This window comes from Moraxella oblonga NBRC 102422 (assembly GCF_001598275.1).
Classification (GTDB): Bacteria; Pseudomonadota; Gammaproteobacteria; order Pseudomonadales; family Moraxellaceae; genus Moraxella; species Moraxella oblonga.
The window spans coordinates 11,481-29,657 of the sequence record NZ_BCYQ01000003.1; the positions used below are offsets into that span (position 1 = coordinate 11,481).

General features: G+C 39.3%; 18 protein-coding genes and 1 pseudogene. 8 read left to right on the forward strand and 11 right to left on the reverse strand.

Going from position 1 to position 18,177, the window contains the following annotated elements; translation table 11 throughout:
* Positions 1-268: 268 nt before the first annotated feature.
* Positions 269-1,483: a bifunctional glutamate N-acetyltransferase/amino-acid acetyltransferase ArgJ gene (argJ, locus tag MOB01S_RS00430; RefSeq protein ID WP_066799963.1), complete on the forward strand. Its 1,215-nt coding sequence runs from the start codon at positions 269-271 to the stop codon at positions 1,481-1,483.
* Positions 1,484-1,908: 425 nt separating this feature from the next.
* Here the strand turns inward: argJ and MOB01S_RS00435 are convergent, their stop codons facing one another.
* Entirely contained in the window at positions 1,909-3,465 is a 1,557-nt protein-coding gene (locus MOB01S_RS00435; RefSeq protein WP_084349553.1) for an aminotransferase class I/II-fold pyridoxal phosphate-dependent enzyme, read from the reverse strand.
* A 101-nt stretch (positions 3,466-3,566) separates the two neighbouring features.
* Entirely contained in the window at positions 3,567-3,803 is a 237-nt protein-coding gene (locus MOB01S_RS00440; protein WP_157073846.1) for a hypothetical protein, read from the reverse strand.
* 115 nt (positions 3,804-3,918) lie between these two features.
* Between MOB01S_RS00440 and msrB the strand changes: the two genes are divergently transcribed.
* A complete protein-coding gene (msrB, locus tag MOB01S_RS00445) occupies positions 3,919-4,338 on the forward strand; it encodes a peptide-methionine (R)-S-oxide reductase MsrB (RefSeq protein ID WP_066800162.1) in 420 nt (139 codons plus the stop codon).
* Between the two features lie 22 nt (positions 4,339-4,360).
* On the opposite strand, the gene MOB01S_RS00450 is transcribed toward msrB, so the two are convergent.
* A complete protein-coding gene (locus MOB01S_RS00450; RefSeq protein ID WP_066800164.1) occupies positions 4,361-5,527 on the reverse strand; it encodes an MFS transporter in 1,167 nt (388 codons plus the stop codon).
* 153 nt (positions 5,528-5,680) lie between these two features.
* On the opposite strand from MOB01S_RS00450, the gene MOB01S_RS00455 reads away from it, so the two are divergent.
* Positions 5,681-6,559, forward strand: coding sequence for a LysR family transcriptional regulator (locus MOB01S_RS00455; protein WP_066799968.1), 879 nt, complete (start codon positions 5,681-5,683; stop codon positions 6,557-6,559).
* Positions 6,560-6,567: 8 nt separating this feature from the next.
* Here the strand turns inward: MOB01S_RS00455 and MOB01S_RS00460 are convergent, their stop codons facing one another.
* The 4 genes from MOB01S_RS00460 to MOB01S_RS00475 form a co-directional block, all read right to left on the reverse strand.
* Complete coding sequence (locus MOB01S_RS00460) at positions 6,568-7,359, reverse strand: UDP-2,3-diacylglucosamine diphosphatase (protein ID WP_066799971.1); 792 nt, start codon at positions 7,357-7,359, stop codon at positions 6,568-6,570.
* Between the two features lie 202 nt (positions 7,360-7,561).
* Entirely contained in the window at positions 7,562-8,071 is a 510-nt protein-coding gene (locus MOB01S_RS00465; RefSeq protein ID WP_066799974.1) for a peptidylprolyl isomerase, read from the reverse strand.
* A 67-nt stretch (positions 8,072-8,138) separates the two neighbouring features.
* Positions 8,139-8,396: a Txe/YoeB family addiction module toxin gene (locus tag MOB01S_RS00470; protein ID WP_066799977.1), complete on the reverse strand. Its 258-nt coding sequence runs from the start codon at positions 8,394-8,396 to the stop codon at positions 8,139-8,141.
* On the reverse strand, positions 8,389-8,640 hold the full coding sequence (locus tag MOB01S_RS00475) for a type II toxin-antitoxin system Phd/YefM family antitoxin (RefSeq protein ID WP_066799980.1): 252 nt from the start codon (positions 8,638-8,640) through the stop codon (positions 8,389-8,391). Before MOB01S_RS00475 ends, MOB01S_RS00470 begins: the two co-directional genes overlap by 8 nt.
* Positions 8,641-8,769: 129 nt before the next feature.
* Here MOB01S_RS00475 and MOB01S_RS00480 point away from each other — a divergent pair, with 129 nt between their 5' ends.
* A complete protein-coding gene (locus MOB01S_RS00480) occupies positions 8,770-10,527 on the forward strand; it encodes a glutamine--tRNA ligase/YqeY domain fusion protein (protein ID WP_066799983.1) in 1,758 nt (585 codons plus the stop codon).
* Between the two features lie 101 nt (positions 10,528-10,628).
* Here MOB01S_RS00480 and MOB01S_RS00485 read toward each other — a convergent pair whose 3' ends face one another.
* Positions 10,629-11,195: a septal ring lytic transglycosylase RlpA family protein gene (locus MOB01S_RS00485; RefSeq protein WP_066799986.1), complete on the reverse strand. Its 567-nt coding sequence runs from the start codon at positions 11,193-11,195 to the stop codon at positions 10,629-10,631.
* A gap of 74 nt (positions 11,196-11,269) precedes the next feature.
* Complete coding sequence (rodA, locus tag MOB01S_RS00490) at positions 11,270-12,415, reverse strand: rod shape-determining protein RodA (RefSeq protein WP_066799989.1); 1,146 nt, start codon at positions 12,413-12,415, stop codon at positions 11,270-11,272.
* Positions 12,416-12,977: 562 nt separating this feature from the next.
* Here rodA and MOB01S_RS12975 point away from each other — a divergent pair.
* From MOB01S_RS12975 to MOB01S_RS00510, 4 genes and pseudogenes are all read left to right on the forward strand, one after another.
* Positions 12,978-13,382, forward strand: coding sequence for a D-Ala-D-Ala carboxypeptidase family metallohydrolase (locus MOB01S_RS12975; RefSeq protein WP_439646408.1), 405 nt, complete (start codon positions 12,978-12,980; stop codon positions 13,380-13,382).
* A pseudogene (locus MOB01S_RS00500) lies at positions 13,381-14,163 on the forward strand (Fe/S-dependent 2-methylisocitrate dehydratase AcnD); the annotation flags it as partial. The gene MOB01S_RS12975 and the pseudogene MOB01S_RS00500, both read left to right, overlap by 2 nt.
* 118 nt (positions 14,164-14,281) lie before the next feature.
* A complete protein-coding gene (locus tag MOB01S_RS00505; RefSeq protein WP_066799997.1) occupies positions 14,282-14,581 on the forward strand; it encodes an AAA family ATPase in 300 nt (99 codons plus the stop codon).
* Positions 14,571-16,130, forward strand: coding sequence for an ATP-dependent nuclease (locus tag MOB01S_RS00510; RefSeq protein ID WP_066800000.1), 1,560 nt, complete (start codon positions 14,571-14,573; stop codon positions 16,128-16,130). Before MOB01S_RS00505 ends, MOB01S_RS00510 begins: the two co-directional genes overlap by 11 nt.
* Before the next feature lie 381 nt (positions 16,131-16,511).
* Here the strand turns inward: MOB01S_RS00510 and MOB01S_RS12920 are convergent, their stop codons facing one another.
* Both MOB01S_RS12920 and purB read right to left on the reverse strand, forming a co-directional pair.
* Positions 16,512-16,640: a transposase-like zinc-binding domain-containing protein gene (locus MOB01S_RS12920; protein ID WP_157073848.1), complete on the reverse strand. Its 129-nt coding sequence runs from the start codon at positions 16,638-16,640 to the stop codon at positions 16,512-16,514.
* Positions 16,641-16,735: 95 nt separating this feature from the next.
* On the reverse strand, positions 16,736-18,124 hold the full coding sequence (gene purB / locus MOB01S_RS00515; protein WP_066800002.1) for an adenylosuccinate lyase: 1,389 nt from the start codon (positions 18,122-18,124) through the stop codon (positions 16,736-16,738).
* Positions 18,125-18,177 lie beyond the last annotated feature (53 nt).

Consider the following 18,177-nt stretch of genomic DNA (forward strand, 5'->3'; position numbering starts at 1 on the left):
AGCTCACCACGAACAAAAAAACTTTGTTGATTTTTGAATGGAATTTACCATATAAAAACCGTTCTGTCTTTTAATTGGACAAGGTTAAATTTCGCTGTTCAAAAATTCATTATCTTTTAAACTCAAATTTATTTAACATAATCCAGATTAAATCCAAAAATTATAATAATAAACAAAAAACTTTAAAAATCCCAAAAAATTCATTCACCAAACAAAACAGATTTTGGTAGAATAGGGGAAAATCATTAAATTCATTTAAGGAGCTATTATGCCAGTCGGTGATATTAGTTTGGTACCTTTACTACCCATTGATGGAGTTAGAATTGGTGTATGTGAGGCAGGCATCAGATATGCTAACCGCCGTGATTTGACAATTTTTGAGATTTGTCAAGATGCAAACGTTGCTGTTGTAACCACCCAAAACCAATTTTGTGCCAGTCCTGTACAAATTGTACGAGAATTTATTAAAATACAAACGCCGCGTTACCTACTCATCAACACAGGCAATGCCAATGCAGGCACTGGGCAAGATGGTTATAACAGAGCCAAAAGCACCTGTCAGGCATTGGCAGATAAAATGGGTGTGTCTATCAGTGAGGTTTTGCCATATTCAACAGGTGTCATCGGTGAGCCATTGCCCAGCGAACGGATTATCGTAGGACTAGACAAAGCGATTGAAAATTTAAAAAAAGATAACTGGCTCAATGCCTCATATGGCATTATGACGACTGATACCACCCCCAAAGGACATAGTGTGCAAGCCAGTATCCATGGTGTAACCTATACCGTAACAGGCATCAGCAAAGGAGCTGGCATGATACGCCCAAACATGGCAACCATGCTTGGTTTTGTGGCAACAGATGCGTGTATTGACCAAAAATTATTACAAAAAATGCTCACTCACTTAACCAACCAGTCTTTCAACCGCATTACTGTTGATGGCGACACATCAACCAATGATTGCTGCACACTCATCGCCACAGGTCAAGTGGGTGAATGTATTGATAACGAAAATCACCCTCACTATCAGACAGTTTATCAAGCCATTAAAGAAGTCATGTTAAAAATCGCCCAACTCATTGTCCGAGATGGTGAGGGAGCAACCAAATTCATCACTGTCAAAGTATCAGGTGGCAAAAGTACTGATGACTGTGCCAAAATTGCCTATGCGGTAGCTCATTCACCGCTAGTCAAAACAGCATTTTTTGCATCTGACCCTAACTGGGGGCGAATTTTGGCGGCAGCAGGTTATGCAGGTGTAGAATTTGACCAAGCCAAAGTTTGCGTGTCATTAGATGAGGTGAAAATTTATGAACGTGGCGGATTAGTAGATGGATATACCGAATCACAAGGGCAAACCGTGATGAGTCGTCCTGAAATCACCATTCACATTGAGCTTGGACAAGGCGAATGTACTGATACTGTATATACTTGTGATTTATCTTATGATTATGTAAAAATCAATGCGGATTATCGCAGTTGATGTCGTATTGGTTAATTTAGTATAAAAATCGTCAAAATAATCATTGTTTTGACGATTTTTTAAAAATATATTAGATGAATAACTAGGAGGGTGTGCTGAACATTGATAACATTATAGTCAATTCTATTCAAAACCAGACAAAGGTTTTTCGTTCGTGGTGAGCTTGTCGAACCATAACGGAAAACCACCCGCAGGCATAGCTCAGGACGAACGGTTTTGCTGTATGGTTTTGATATGAATTAAGTATATTTATAAAAACGATTAAACTTTAACGCTTTTTATTAATTTTTGCATGAAAAATGGCTAAATCTTGTTTTTCTTCGTCAAAAGTTTGTTTGATAGAATAACTATCAAACTTCACTTTTCCCTTGAAAAACGTGCAATTTTTCTCATTTCTCATTGCAAATACCAATATTCAACACATCCTAATCTGTGCCAAATTCTTTGCGTTTTTTAGCAAAAAATCGTTCCAATCTATCCATAGCGTCCTCCAAATCTATCAAATTTGGCAAAAAAACAACACGAAAATGATCGGGTTTATCCCAGTTAAAGCCTGTGCCTTGTACCATAAGCACCTTTTCTTCTTTTAACAATTCCATCATAAAGGTCATGTCGTTCTCAATGGGATAAATTTCCCTATCAATTTTAGCAAAACAGTAAAACGCCCCTTGTGGCTTAGTGCAACTAATGCCCTTGATGGCATTAAGGCGAGAAACTGCCATTTCACGCTGTTTATACAATCGCCCAGTTGGTGCGGTCAACGCCTGCATAGACTGATAACCCCCCATGGCTGTCTGAATGGCGTGCTGGGCAGGCACATTGGCACACAGTCGCATACTGGCAAGCATGGTAAGTCCCTCGATAAAATCAGTGGCATGGTCTTTTTTACCAGAAAGCATGACCCAACCTGAACGATAACCTGCAATACGATGCGATTTTGATAAACCATTAAAGGTCAAAACAAGCGTCTTATCAGTTATGGTACACATCGGTGTATGAATGGCATCATCATACAAAATACGATCATAAATCTCATCTGCCATGATGACCAAACCATATTTAACCGCCAAATCAGCAATATTTTGCAAGATTTGCTTGCTATATACTGAGCCAGTGGGGTTATTGGGGTTGATAATGACGATGGCTTTGGTTTTTTCGTTGATTTTACTCTCAATGTCCGCCAAATCAGGGTGCCAGTTATCCTCTTCTATACAACGATAATGTACCGCTCTTCCGCCTGCAAGATTGGCAGAGGCTGTCCATAATGGATAATCAGGCATGGGGATAAGCACCTCATCACCGTCATTTAAGAGAGCTTGCAAGGTCATCACAATCAGCTCAGACACGCCATTGCCGACATATACATCATTGACATCGGTGGCTGATAGCAACCCTTTTGCTTGGTAATATTGCAATATTGCTTTACGGGCTGAAAAAATACCCTTAGAATCTGAATAGCCAGAGGCATTTTGCAAGTTCATTGCCACATCTTGCACTATTTCATCAGGCGGTAATAACCCAAACGGTTCAGGATTGCCGATATTAAGCTTGATGATACGCTGACCTTCTGCCTCCATACGATTGGCGGTTTGTAGCAGTTCGCCACGAATGTCATAGCAGACATTGGCAAGTTTGGTGGATTTTTTTAAGGGAGTCATAAAAGTTGCCTTGTGATTGTTAAGATGAGTTGAGGTATTTGTAAAACTGCTTACATTCTCATGTGAATCAGTATGGTATGGTGTGGTGTTGCCTGTTAAAAGATAGCTTTCGGTCGTACCTAACACAAAAGCAACCGCAGGAAGTTTGTTGCTATTGATGCCGTTTTTGCCACATTCCCAGTTGGCAATCGCTCCACGACTAACAGAAGCACCATGTGCATTTAATAAATCAGCGAGGGCTTGGGCGGACAAACCTTTGGCTTTGCGTAAACTTTTTAGGCGTTCACCCTGTGTGGTGCGATTTTGTGAGTTTTCGCTAAACATGATAAAATTTTGCAAGTAAAAATTGCAACTATCATACGCCTAATTGGGTAATTTTGCAAGGGGATTTTAGTGGAATTAAGGTGATTGATTATTTGACTTTATCACAATCCAAGTAATTCATAATATCGGTTGGTTATTAACATACTGCTAAAAAGCCCAACAAGTGTCGCCACCTGTAAAGAAAATTCCCAAAAACTGGCAACCAACACATAGGTAAATAATGAGATTAGAGTGATTGCTAGTACCAAATACATCTCTACTTTGGTGGTCTTTTGCTTAGAAATATTGGCACTAACAACAAATGCTACCATGAGATTTACCATACAAGACAGTATCATACATATCTCCAAATTTCATCAGTTACGCCTTATGATACTTTTTAGTTACAAAAAGCAATTTGCTCCATCGTACTTTTATGCTAAACTTTGTGTTTATTTAATTTTTGAGAAAATCATGTCATCATCCTCACCCAGCCTAACTCCTAGTGACATCGCCCACATGAGCGAACATGACTGGCAAAATCGCCTAACGCCAGAAGAATACTATGTCTTACGTCAAAAAGGCACAGAACGCCCCTTTACAGGTTTTTATACAGACGTATTTGATAAAGGTGTTTATCATTGTAAAGGTTGCCATGCCCAGTTATTTGACAGTAGCAGTAAATTTCACTCTGGTTGTGGTTGGCCAAGTTTTGATAAAACCATCAACAACACCGCTTTGACCGAAACACTTGATTTGTCGCACGGCATGAGACGCATTGAGGTAACTTGCACCAACTGTGGTGGGCATTTAGGTCATGTGTTTGATGATGGTATTACCGACACAGGACTTAGATATTGTATCAATTCGGTGGCGATTTGCCTTGAAAATTAATAAATGCAAGTGATGGTGATGCTTACTCCTTTGCTTTTTTCATCAAAAGCATTACCACTGCCAACGCCATCACTTGCACGATGGCTATTGTCATAACGGTGTATGTCCATTGTCCGTACTTGTAAGCAATCGCACATACCCAAGCACCAATACTCCCTCCACCATAATAACCCATATAATACAGTCCAGACGCAAGCGAACGTCCTTCATTGACATGGCTTGCGATATAACTAATGGTCGCCGATTGGGTAATAAAAACACCCGATGACATCACAGTTAGCCCAACAATGATGAGCCAAAGTGGTGTGGTTAGCGTGATGAGTACGCCCATCATTGAGCAACTAACCGCAAAAATAATGGTATTTGTCATGCCAAAACGAGCAATGAGCTTGCCAGATAGTGGCGTAATCACCATGCCAATCAAATATAACGCAAAAATATTGGCAAGTTGGGAAGCACTTAGATGATGAGGATTTTCAGACAGATGTAGATTGATGAAAGTAAAACATCCCACCAAACTAAACAATACACACCCACCAAGCAAGCAAGCACTCATCACATGGCGGTTTTTGGTATGAGACAGTAGTGTGCGTAGAGCTTTACTAAAATTTTCACTTTTTTTAAAATTGATTGATGTTGGCAGTGTTTTTAATACCCATACCGCCCCCACCAGTGTCAAAAATGCCATCACAACATAGCCTGACCGCCAGCCGATAAGTTCATGTAGATGACCTGCAAAAAACCGCCCACTAAATCCCCCCAGTACAGTCCCAGCCACATACAGACTCATCATGGTTGCCAAATGGTCTTTGTACTCTTCACCGATATAGGCGATGAGTACCACCGTAATCCCTGGTACGCTAAGCCCCTGTAAAAACCGCCAAAAACTAAGACCATCTACCGAGTTTGCCATACCTATCATCAATGTTGGTATGGCAAGAAGTAGTAAAGAGCCAACAATAAACCTCTTACGCCCAAATGCGTCTGACAGCATACCCATAAAAGGCGACATCATCGCAATCGCCATGACCGTTGCCCCTACCGCAATGCCGATTTGGACTTCGCTAGCGTTCAAATCTGTTTTTAAAATGGGTAAAATCGCTTGTACTGAATACACTTGCAAAAATGCAAAAAAGCCAATCATGGCAACGGTGAATTTTTGTACAAAGGTGGGGGCGGTGGTAGTCATCGTGATATTGTTGTTGATAGGGAGTGATAATTTTAACATAAGGCAAAAATGAACGATAGCCATAAAACATAACAAAAAGTAAACAAATCCATTCCAATCAATCAAAAATTTGTTATAATATAAAGATACAATCCATTTTTTTATGAAAAAAAGATGAACACCACCAACCTATCCACTTTTTTGACTGTCATGCAACTTGGGAGTATCTCTGGGGCTGCCGAGAAACTTTTTATTACCCAACCTGCCGTTTCCAAACGCATTAAAAGCCTAGAAGAAGAGTTTGGCGTTACGCTGTTTGATGCGGTGGGGCGTGGCATTATCCCTACTGCATCGGCACATGAGCTTTTGCCCTATGCCAAAAAATGGCTTGAAGATTATGATATTTGTAAAGCCAACTTGCTTTATTCAAAAGAAGTGGCGACAGGGCGACTTGTCATAGGCACAAGCCATCACATCGGCTTACACCATTTGCCCCCCATGTTAAAGCAGTTTATCCAAACCTACCCTGCTGTGCAAGTTGAGGTTAAATTCATGGATAGTGAGACTGCCCATAAGGCGGTGATTGAAGGTGAAGTGGCATTGGCATTTTTGACCTTACCACCCACCTTTGATAGGCGTTTGGAATATCATACGCTTTGGTCTGACCCTCTTTATTTTGTAACAGGATTACTTAGTCCACTTGCCCAAGAAACAGATGTTACTTTATTAAAACTGGCTCGCACGCCTGCCATTTTACCATCTGCCACGACATTTACCAGTCAGATTACCCTTGCTGAGTTTGGCAAACATAACCTGCACCCCTATGCCACCATGAGTACCAATCCCTTAGAATCTATTCGTATGCTTGTATCGGTAGGGCTTGGCTGGTCAGTATTACCAAAAACACTCATCAATCAGGATTTGGTAAAAATTGACATGAAAGACGACATTGAACTGCAACGACATCTAGGCTTGGTCATCAACCCTGCACTCACCCGTTCGTCAGGGACGCAGGCTCTACTTGACATGATGGGCATAAAACTACAAAATTAACGCCATGTTCAACTTGTGATAAATTCCCACAAGTCCAACTCATCTGCCACCACAGCTCCGATGATTGCGTGAATGGTATTGCCATCTTTGTGCCAATCACCAAGCACTATTCTTTGCTTGGTATATTCAATATGTATATATGGTCTGTGCGTATGCCCATGAATCAGCACATCACAAGTATCTAAGGCATTTTTTACTGCCAACGCATTGACGTCCATAATGGCGGTGGATTTTTGAGTTTTATCATCTTGGGATTTTTGTTTGATTTTTTGGGCAAGTTTTCGGCGTTTGGCGAGTGGTTGTTTTAATAAAAACCATGAAATGATGGGATTTTGTATGATTTTGCGATAACGCTGATAATGTGCATCATCAGTACACAGACGGTCGCCATGTTCAAGGCGATAAGTTTTATCTAGTTTCAAAAAATACGGCTCTTTGATGAGTTTGCCATGAAAAATATCGCACAAACTTTGACGAATGGTAAAATCACGATTGCCATGCATAACATAAATATTTGTTTTAAAAGATAAATTTTTCAAAGCAGTTAAAATTGGTGTCAAAAAATGTGTCTGCTTTTCATCATCATTTAAACTTAAATAATCATCATCACCAATCCAACCGTCCAGCCAATCACCTAAAATAAATAACCTTTGCAGATTTGGCAAGGCGGTCAAATCTTTTAAAAGCACCAAAAACGCCTGATTTAGGGCAGGCGTGCTGTCCGATAAATGCAAATCACTAACAAATACCGTATGAATCTCATGGGGGCGTGTGGTTAACAGGTGGTCAAAATTTTGCATAATTATACTCAATTCATATCAAAACCGTATAAAAACCATTCGCCCTAAGCCTAGTTAAAGGGTAACGGTTTTTCATCATGGTTTAACAAGCTCACCACGAACGAAAAACCTTTATTTGTGTATTATGAAAAAAAGTAAGCCAAAAAAATAAGAGCGAGAAAATCGCCCTTATTTTATCAAAAATTAGCCAATGGCGGTTGGATTATTTATGAATCACTTTGGCAGAATTAATCACGATTGGCGTGGTGGGCACATCACTGTGATAGCCATAACGCCCAGTCGGTACGCCTTTGATTTGATTGACTACGTCCATACCATCAGTTACTTTGCCAAATACAGCATAGCCCCAACCTTGTGGAGTTGGACTGCTATAATTTAAAAAGTCGTTATTTTTGACATTGATAAAAAATTGGGCAGTAGCAGAGTGTGGGTCGCTGGTACGAGCCATGGCAATCGTGCCAATGTCGTTTTTAAGACCGTTGTCCGCTTCGTTTTTGATGGGGGTGCCAGTACGCTTTTCGTTCATATCAGCGTCCATACCGCCACCTTGAATCATAAAGCCATCAATCACACGATGAAAAATCGTGCCATCATAATGACCGCTTTCTACATAGTCCAAAAAGTTGGCGACCGTAACAGGGGCTTTTTCGGCATTAAGTTCAATAACAATCGCACCGTGTGTGGTGTCAAATTGTACAACAGGCATGTCCATAGGAATTCCTTAGGGGAAGTGAAAATTGGTGGCTATTATATCAACTTACCAATAATTTGGCAAAAACTTATGAGTCATAATGGTAACGACATGAAATGATGATGAGCGTCTCATTTTCATAACAATAAACCAAACGGTTGGTATCATCAATGCGTCTTGACCAGCAACCTGTCAAATTATGGCGTAACGGCTCAGGTTTACCAATGCCATCAAAAGGGCTACGCTGACAGTCTTTAATCAAAGCATTAATGCGTTTTAAGGTTTTCTTATCTTGACCTTGCCAGTACAAATAGTCTGACCATGCCTCATCAAACCAACTAATCATCAATCAAATCCCTTTGAATAAGCTTTCGGTCTTTTACTGCCTGTATGCCACGCATAAGATGTTCGGCATTGGCAGGATTTGATAAAAGATAATCCGTTTCTTTAAGGGTATTGTATTCGTCAAGACTAATTAGCACCGCCGAAGTCTTGCCTCGTTTAACAATCACAGGGGCGTGCGCGTCTTCGACATAATCAAGGGCGGAGGCAAGGTTTTGGCGAAATTCACTATAATTCATTACTTGCATGATTTTCTCCTTAAATAAGTACTTATAATTGTACCATTTTGTTGAATACTCAGCAAGAAAACTTTATGTTTATTTAAAAAATTATGCTAGAATAACCGAATTTACCCTTTTAAAATTTTGGAAAAAATCATGAGCGACATCAGCACTGAAAAAAACAACTTTATCCGCCAAATTATTCGTGATGACTTGACCTCTGGCAAACACGACAGTATCATTACTCGTTTTCCACCCGAACCAAATGGCTATTTGCATATCGGTCATGTCAAATCCATTTGTCTAAATTTTGGGGTGGCAAAAGAATTTAATGGTCTGTGTAACCTACGCTTTGACGATACCAACCCAACCGCAGAAAAGCAGGATTATGTGGATAGTATCAAAGCAGATGTAGAGTGGCTTGGTTTTAGCTGGGCAGGTCAGGTGCGTTATGCCTCTCATTATTTTGACAAACTTTATGAATGGGCGATACAGCTTATCAAACAAGGCGATGCTTATGTGGATTTTCAAACACCTGATGAAATTCGTGAACATCGTGGTGGTTTTGGTAAGCCGTCTGTGGAATCACCACAACGTAATGCCACGATTGATGAGAATTTGGCTCGTTTTGACGACATGAAAAACGGCAAATACCAAGAGGGCGAGGCAGTACTGCGTGCCAAAATTGACATGAATCACCCCAACATGAACATGCGAGACCCTGTCATCTATCGTGTGCTTCACGCCCACCACCACCAAACAGGCGATAAATGGTGTATTTATCCGATGTATGACTATGCTCACCCATTGTCAGACGCTACTGAGAACATCACACATTCCATTTGTACGCTAGAATTTGAAGACCATCGTCCCTTTTATGATTGGGTGGTAGAAAAAGTGGGTTTTGATGTGCCACCTCGTCAATACGAATTTAGCCGTCTTAACATTGACCATACCTTAACTTCCAAGCGTAAACTTAAACGTCTTGTGGAAATGGGTGTGGTGTCAGGTTGGGACGATCCACGCATGCCAACGATTGCAGGCATGAGACGACGTGGCTATACACCAGAGGGCTTACGAGATTTTTGTGAACGCATCGGCGTGTCTAAGGCAGACGGTGTGGTGAGTTTTAGTCAGCTTGAATTTAGTATTCGTAATGCCCTAGAAAATAGTGCAAGTCGTGGCATGGCGGTGCTTCGCCCACTTAAAGTTACCATCAAAAATTTTGATGAGGCGGTGGCAAATTTTGCAACACTCAAAAAAGACAGTGTCAAAGCTCGCCTTGATGATGGCGTGCTGTGGCTGACCCAGCCCAAACATCCTCATGCTGATAATGGCGAACGAGAGATTCCCTTTACCAAGACGATTTATATTGACAAATCTGATTTTGAAATCACACCCCCAGATGGTTATAAACGCCTCTCACCAGAAAATTCCGAGATTCGCCTGCGTAATAGTTATGTGCTAAAAGTGGAGGAGCATATTTGCGATGAGCGTGGCGAGGTGATGGAGCTTATTGCCACCATTGACGAAAAAACGCTTGGCAATAACCCCGAAGGTCGCAAAGTCAAAGGTGTGATTCATTGGGTATCTGCCACACATGGTGTGCCTGCCACTGTACGACTTTATGAACATCTGCTTTTTGAAGATGATGAAATTTCAGAAGAATACATCAACAACATCAAGGCACAAAATCCAGATGTAGATGATGATACGTTATGGGTTTTAACACACATCAATCCCAACTCTGTACAAATCATCAATGCTGTGGTTGAGCCATCATTGGCACAGGCAAATCCTGATGAAAAATTCCAGTTTGAACGTGAAAGCTACTTTGTGGCGGATAGGGTGGAGCATACTGCCGACAAGCCTGTATTTAATCAGATTGTTGGGTTAAAAGACGGATTTAAATAAAATAAACAAGGGAAATGATAAATTTCCCTTTTTTGTTTTTTTAAATTTTTAAAAACAAAAAACCAAACTCCATATTGAGTTTGGTTTTTTTAATCAATTATTTAGGGGTTATCCACACGTTCAATCACAACATTGCTAATGTCTTTTAGGTCAATCCTTTGGGCAGCACCATAAGATAAATCCAATGTACGGCTACTTTGTGGGCGGTCATTGACACGCACCACCACAGATTTACCATTGTCTTTGTTAGTAACCTTGATGTAGCAGTTCATGGGCAGGCTAGAATGAGCCGCTGTCAGAGCATTCATATCAAAGGTCTCACCACTGGCGGTGGGTTTGCCGTGAAATTGGCGACCATACCAAGAAGCAATGCCATTTTGCTTAAATTTACTGACCGCACTAGACGCTACCGCCGTCAATTGGTGAATGACATCGCCATCACTCTCCTTTTTGGCGACTGGTTGACTGGCAAGCACGCTATTTAATGCCAAAGATGTGGGCTGGCGTGCCTGTTTTACCAAATTTGAGGCGTTATTGTGTTGACTGGTTAATTCGCCCAATACCTTATCAATGTCTGTGTTATTTGCGTTGTTGGCGTAAGCAGACAATTGTAGGCTTGCTCCAATAATACTGGCAAAACCAATCTTTTTTAAATTGTCATATTTCATCAACAAATACCTATTTTATAAAGGGGTTATTATTAATATAACCCATTTTATAAAAATAGTCAAATTCATGTCTGTTATGGAATGTTTCGGTGTGTATGTATGCACGTTAATAAACCAAATCCCGCCATCAGTGTAACAATCGCCGTACCGCCATAACTGATGAACGGTAGGGGTACACCCACCACAGGTAAAAGACCACCTACCATGCCCATATTAACAAAAATATACACAAAAAATGATAATGTCAATGCACCGCCAAGTAAACGGCAATAAATATCAGGATTGACAAAGGCAATATAAAAAGAACGAATCAGTAAACAAGCATACAAAAATAATAAAAATATCACGCCCACAAAGCCAAATTCTTCACTAAATGCCGCCACAATAAAATCTGTATGACCTTCTGGCAAAAAATGTAAATGCGACTGTGTACCCTCCAAATAGCCCTTGCCCATCAGACCTCCAGAACCGATGGCGGTTTTGGATTGAATAATGTTCCAGCCTGCCCCCAACGAATCAGCTTCGGGATTCATGAGTGTTAAGACCCTTGTTTTTTGATAATCATGCATGAGATAATGCCACATAATCCACAAAAATGGCACAAGCAATGTCAATGCACCGCCAATAAACCACCAAGGCAATCCTGCCAAAAACAAGACAAATGCCCCACTTGCCATGACTAAAATCGATGTTCCTAAATCAGGTTCTTTGGCAATAAGCACCACTGGCACAATGATGATTGCAAGGGTGGTTAAGATGGTATTTAAGTTGGGTGGTAATTCTCGCTTGGATAAATACCATGCACACATCATGGGCATACCAAGTTTCATAAACTCAGATGGCTGAACACTACCAAATCCAGGTATGTCAATCCAACGTTTTGCCCCCATTCGCACCTCACCAATCAGCTCTACCAATACCAATGAAAACAATCCTAGCACATAAAAAATAGGCGTGAGTGTGCGATAAAAATTCGGTGGAATTTGAGCCATCATCGCCATGACCACAAAAGCAATGCCATAACTCACCATTTGACGAGTAATCATCGCCATATCCTGAGTGGAGGCACTGTACAATACTGTCAAGCCGATAAAACAGATACTCAAAAGCAATAAAGTCAGCCAGGGGTCAATATGAATGCGTTGCCACAGATTGTTTTCTGTGTCTTTGCTAACAAAGTGATGGCTTTGCCGAGAAAAGCGGTACTGTTGATTGGTCATAAGAAATTAGGGGCTTAAATGGCTTAAAATGTTACTAAGTATCATTTGTCTGCAATAAAAGTACACAAACAAACGCATTATTCTAATCCATATTTAATAATTTTGGTAGTATAATAGTACATATTACCATTTTATGCGATTTGTTATGAAAAAATATTGTGCCACTTTGCTGTTGTTATCCTTGCCTCTCACCACTCATGCAGGTCTTTTTTCATGGAACAACAAAAAGCAAGAAACTGCCTCTACACATACACCCTCTCCAATCATTGCACAAACATCAGTAACACCCAAACCAAACAACCAAGTGCAGTTTGACGACCATGACCATGATGGACATAGCCATGAGATAGAGCGTCAGGTAGGCACAGAAGCTGATTATCAAAAATGGCTCAATGAACGTGCTTATAACCGCCAAATTGCTACCGAATATCAACGTTTTTTGACCTATTATTTGGGTGCAAACAATGTGCCGCCAATGCGTGAGCTTTTAACCACCGCTCGTTCATGGCAAGAATGTGGTTATGACCCTTATCAAGTACCGCCCAAAGAACTGTGGGGGCAAATGTTACCCACCATTCGTCTTTATAATGAATTACGTCAGCGTGGTATTTTGCCAGCCAACACTCAGATTCGCTCTGTCTATCGCAATCCAGACCTTAACCGTTGTGCAGGCGGGGCAGTCGGAAGTAAGCACATGACCAATGGTGCGATGGATATTTGGGTGCCTGATTATGAAGTGGGTAGTTGGCAGTTGTATAATGTACAAAACAAACTGTGTCAGTTTTGGATTGCTAATGGTGAGAGACACCGTTTTGGGCTTGGGATTTATGCCACAGGGGCGATACACTTAGATACACAAGGTTATCGTAAATGGGGCGGACAATTTTCCCAGTTGGGTTCGCCATGTCGTTATAACCCACCAAAACCTGAAAAATTGTATATTGATGGGCAAGGTTGGTCGGAATAATTGGCGTGAAAAGTCCACCTATATCCGCCGTCCACCCTATTGGGAGGGAGCATTGGCAAAAGAATGTGAACTTAAAAACTTACGACCGCTTGCCATTTTGCCTGATAATATTACCACCGACCATTTGTCGCCCTCTAATGCCATTGTCAAAAATTCAGCCGCAGGCGAGTACCTTGCCAAAATGGGCGTGCCAGAGGAAGATTTTAACTCTTATGCCACACACCGAGGCGACCATTTGACCGCACAAAGAGCGACTTTGGCAAATCCAAAACTCTTTAATGAAATGGTCAAAAACGCTGATGGTACAATCAAACAAGGCTCACTGGCACGAGTTGAACCAGATGGCACAGTGATGAGAATGTGGGAGGCAATAGAAACTTATATGAACCGCTCACAACCTCTTATCATCATTGCAGGGGCGGATTATGGGCAAGGGTCAAGCCGAGACTGGGCGGCAAAAGGCGTGCGTTTGGCTGGCGTGGAAGTGATTGTGGCAGAAGGCTTTGAACGCATTCACCGCACCAATTTGGTGGGAATGGGCGTGTTGCCGCTGCAATTTATAAACGGTCAAAATCGCCATACCCTTAACTTAGATGGTACAGAAATTTATGCGGTACAAGGGGAAATTTCAGCTCGCTGTGAATTAGAGCTTGTCATTGAACGCAAAAATGGCGATATTGAAAAAGTGCCTGTCTTATGCCACCTAGATAGCGATGTGAAAACTTATAAGGCGGGGGGGGGGGGCGTGTTAAGGGAGTTTGCGAGTAAATTCCTAAGTTAATAGGCGTAAGAAATTGTGGTATAATCGACAGATAGCGTGGTGCTGTCTGTCAGTTAAAATAGATAGTGATTGTTGTAGAATAATTTTGCCATGGTACTATCCAATCAAAGGTGATGAAATGAAACTTAAAAATATTGTCATAAAAAGATTCCGTTCTATCAATGATATTAAACTAGAAATTGATACCAATCATAATTTTATTAGTATTTGTGGAGCTAATAATGTTGGAAAAACAAATGTATTGCGTGCATTGAATTTATTTTTTAATCCAAATAGCTATATCTTTGATAAAGACACTCCGTATTTAAAACAGAATACAAGAGGAGGGTCTATAGCGACGGAAATTCAGTTGCAATTTGACGATGGTACAGAATACAAGAGGAGGGTCTATAGCGACGGAAATTCAGTTGCAATTTGACGATGGTAATGGAAAAACATACGAATTAATCAGAAATATTGAGAAAAAAGATGGTAAAATTAATATAGAAAGCAAATGCACTTTAATTAATAAAGTTGGTAAAAATACTTCAAAAAGTAGTTTACCAGAAAGTAAATTTAATGAAATATTAAAGAATATTGCATTCTTTTATATTCCAGCTATTAATATTTCCTTTCCTGATTTAATTAATATTATTATTAATGATGTATATGAAATTGAATTTGATAAATCTAGGTTTTCTGGTCTTAAAGGGGAGCTAAAAGATTCTTTTGAAAAATACAATAAAGGATTAATAGACGTTTTAAGTAAATTGGCAGAGGAAATAAACCCACTTTTTGAAAGATTTAATGAAAATTGGTCTGTTGAGTTTAAAAGTAATGCGGAAGTGAAAAAATTCCAAGATTTAATATCAGCGGATATTAGTTTTCATATTAATGATAAAGCTGGTTTTAACAATGATACAAAGGGTTCTGGTTTGCAAAAATTAGGATTTATACTATTGCATCAAAAAATTATTGAGAAACTATCTAGAAAACATGTTATTTTTTGTATTGATGAACCAGATGCTTTTTTACATAGAGGACTTCAATTAAAACTCAAAACTATTCTATATGATATAGCTAAAAAGCATCAAGTAATTGTTACTACTCATTCTCCTGAGTTTATAGATTATTCCAGTTTAAGAAATGTGATTCTATTAGATCAAGAAATTAGTGAAGAAAAATTTTATAAGAGAACCCAAACTTATATTAACCCTATTAATACAATTGCCATAGATTTATCGCAAGAAGATGGTGCGAAAAAAATTAGAGAATACCTAGGTCTTGAGGAAGATAAAACAGATCTATTAGACCAGTATAACATTTTCGTTGAAGGAGAATGCGACAAAAAATACATTACTGAATTATGTCAGTTCTTTGGGATAAAAAACAAAAGAATTTTTTCAATAAATTCAGTTGATAAATATGACGTTCAGCTACAGTTCTATGATGATTGGTATGCTAATTTGCAAAAGAAACCTCATATCCTTGTGTTATTTGACAATGATAGTGCTGGTAGAGAAAGTTACAAATTGATTAAACGAAAGACTTTTAAAAATATTCAAGTTGATTGTCAATTTATTCCTAATGTTTATGGTGAGTTACCAGATCTGGAAAATTTACAAAAAGTGAAAAGTAACTTAGAAATAGAAGATTTTATCTACCCTGAATTATTTTTTCAACTATCTATGCTGATACTAAATGAAAAAACAAATTTATCTAAATTTAATTTTAAAGAATTAGATAAATATTTACAAAATAAGAGTTTTGCAAATGATGGTATCTTGGCCATTATGGATTTGTTATTAAAAAGCAAAAATCCTGATGGTTTAGGTTCTCTAAGTTTTTCCTCTCCAAATATGAAAGGTGGAGTTGCATCAAAATTGAATGTATCTGGCAATCTTAAGATTACAAATATATTAAATGAAGCTAATAAAAAATATCCTGAAGTTAAAAAATTTTTAATGCAGATAATGAGTAAAAATTAATAAAAGTAAGATGATTGATATATACTATTAAAAATTCACCAAAACGGTGCGTTCTACGCACCCTACACTCCACACTAAAAGGAATAAGGAACTTAAAATGCAAACCCCAATCCCAGCCACTTATCTTATATGCGTCGTGGCAGTGTCTTAGCATATTCTGACATACAATTGCCCTAGATTGGTAAGTTTAAGCTTGTAATTTTTATTAAAAATGCCAAAATAAGACCTAAATTTCATCTAGAATTTAGGTCTTATTACAATGAAACCTTTACCCTTGCTGACCTGTTCTAGTATCATACTGTCAGCAATGCTACAACCACGAGCCAACATTAGGTGTATTTTGCCATCTATGCAAGCTTGGCAACCTTTGTAAGTAAGCTGTCAATGATGAACAAACCGTCGGTGGCAGTGTTTACAAAAATAGTTCTGCTTACCATAGCTTTTTATGCCATTTTTCTTTATACTAGCAGATAGGCAACTTGAGCAAGTAATGGTAATTTGTGTCTTCATAACCCTAAATTACTAACTTTTGTTCAAGTTGCCTTTTTAGTTTTTGTTACAGCATACTTTTTGTATGAGTACCTATTTTTAAATAAGGTTAAAAACTATTTTAGATGGTCTTTTAATTGCTTTGCTTGCTCATTGGCATTACCAATATAGGTTGCAGGGGTTAATTCTGCCAAACGGTTTCTATCATTTTGAGGTACAGTCGATAATTCATCACCACTGACAAAACCTACCATCATTTCACGAGTCATTGTTTGCCCACGAGTGAGTGCTTTTAGTTTTTCGTAAGGTTTTTCAACATTATAGCGTCTCATCACTGTTTGAATCGGTTCAGCTAAGACTTCTTGAGCATTATCCAAATCTTCTGCCAAACGCTGTTCATTGAGTTCTAATTTACCAATCCCTTTTAAGCAGGCTTCAAAGGCAATCAAACTTTGAGCAAAGCCCACGCCCATATTACGCAAAACCGTACTATCCGTTAAATCTCTCTGCCAGCGTGAAATGGGTAATTTTTCACCTAAATGAGCCAAAACTGCATTGGCAATGCCTAAATTGCCCTCACTGTTTTCAAAATCAATGGGATTGACTTTGTGGGGCATTGTCGAGCTACCCACTTCGCCTTCTTTTAATTTTTGTTTAAAATAACCCAGTGAAATATAGCCCCATACATCACGATTAAAATCAATTAAAATGGTATTAAAACGGCGTAGGCTATCAAACAGCTCTGCCATATAATCGTGCGGTTCAATTTGTGTGGTATAAGGATTAAAGGTTAAACCCAAACTTTCTACAAAATTTTGGCTATGTTTTGCCCAATCAATATCAGGATAAGCGGACAAATGGGCATTATAATTGCCAACTGCGCCATTGATTTTCCCGAGTAATTCTACCGATTTAAATTGCTTAATTTGACGATAGAGGCGATAAGCCACATTTGCCATTTCTTTGCCCAGTGTGGTTGGGCTGGCTGTTTGACCGTGTGTGCGAGAGAGCATTGGTACATCGGCATACTTTTCTGCCAAGTTTGCAATATTATCAATGATGGCTTGCATAGATTGAATTAAAATATCTCGCCCTGATTTTAGCATTAAGGCGTGCGATAAATTATTAATATCTTCTGATGTACAGGCAAAATGAATAAATTCACTAGCGTTTTTAAGTTCGTCAATGCCTACAATTTGTTCTTTTAAAAAGTATTCCACCGCTTTCACATCGTGATTGGTGGTGCGTTCAATTTCCTTAATCCGCTTGGCATTTTCAAGTGAGAAATTGTCAATAATGGCGTTTAAGCGAGCATTGGTGTCAGCCGAGAATGGTGAAATTTCGGTGATTTCGGGGTGATTGGCAAGGGCTTGTAACCAGCGAATTTCTACGGTAACACGAGCGTGGATTAAACCAAATTCAGACAAATAAGGACGCAAAGCATCGCATTTACTAGCATAGCGACCGTCAAGCGGAGAGAGGGCGGTAAGAGCAAAATCGGACATGATTTTTCCTTAAAAATGTAATGGTTAAAAATAAAAACCCACCAAATAGGCGG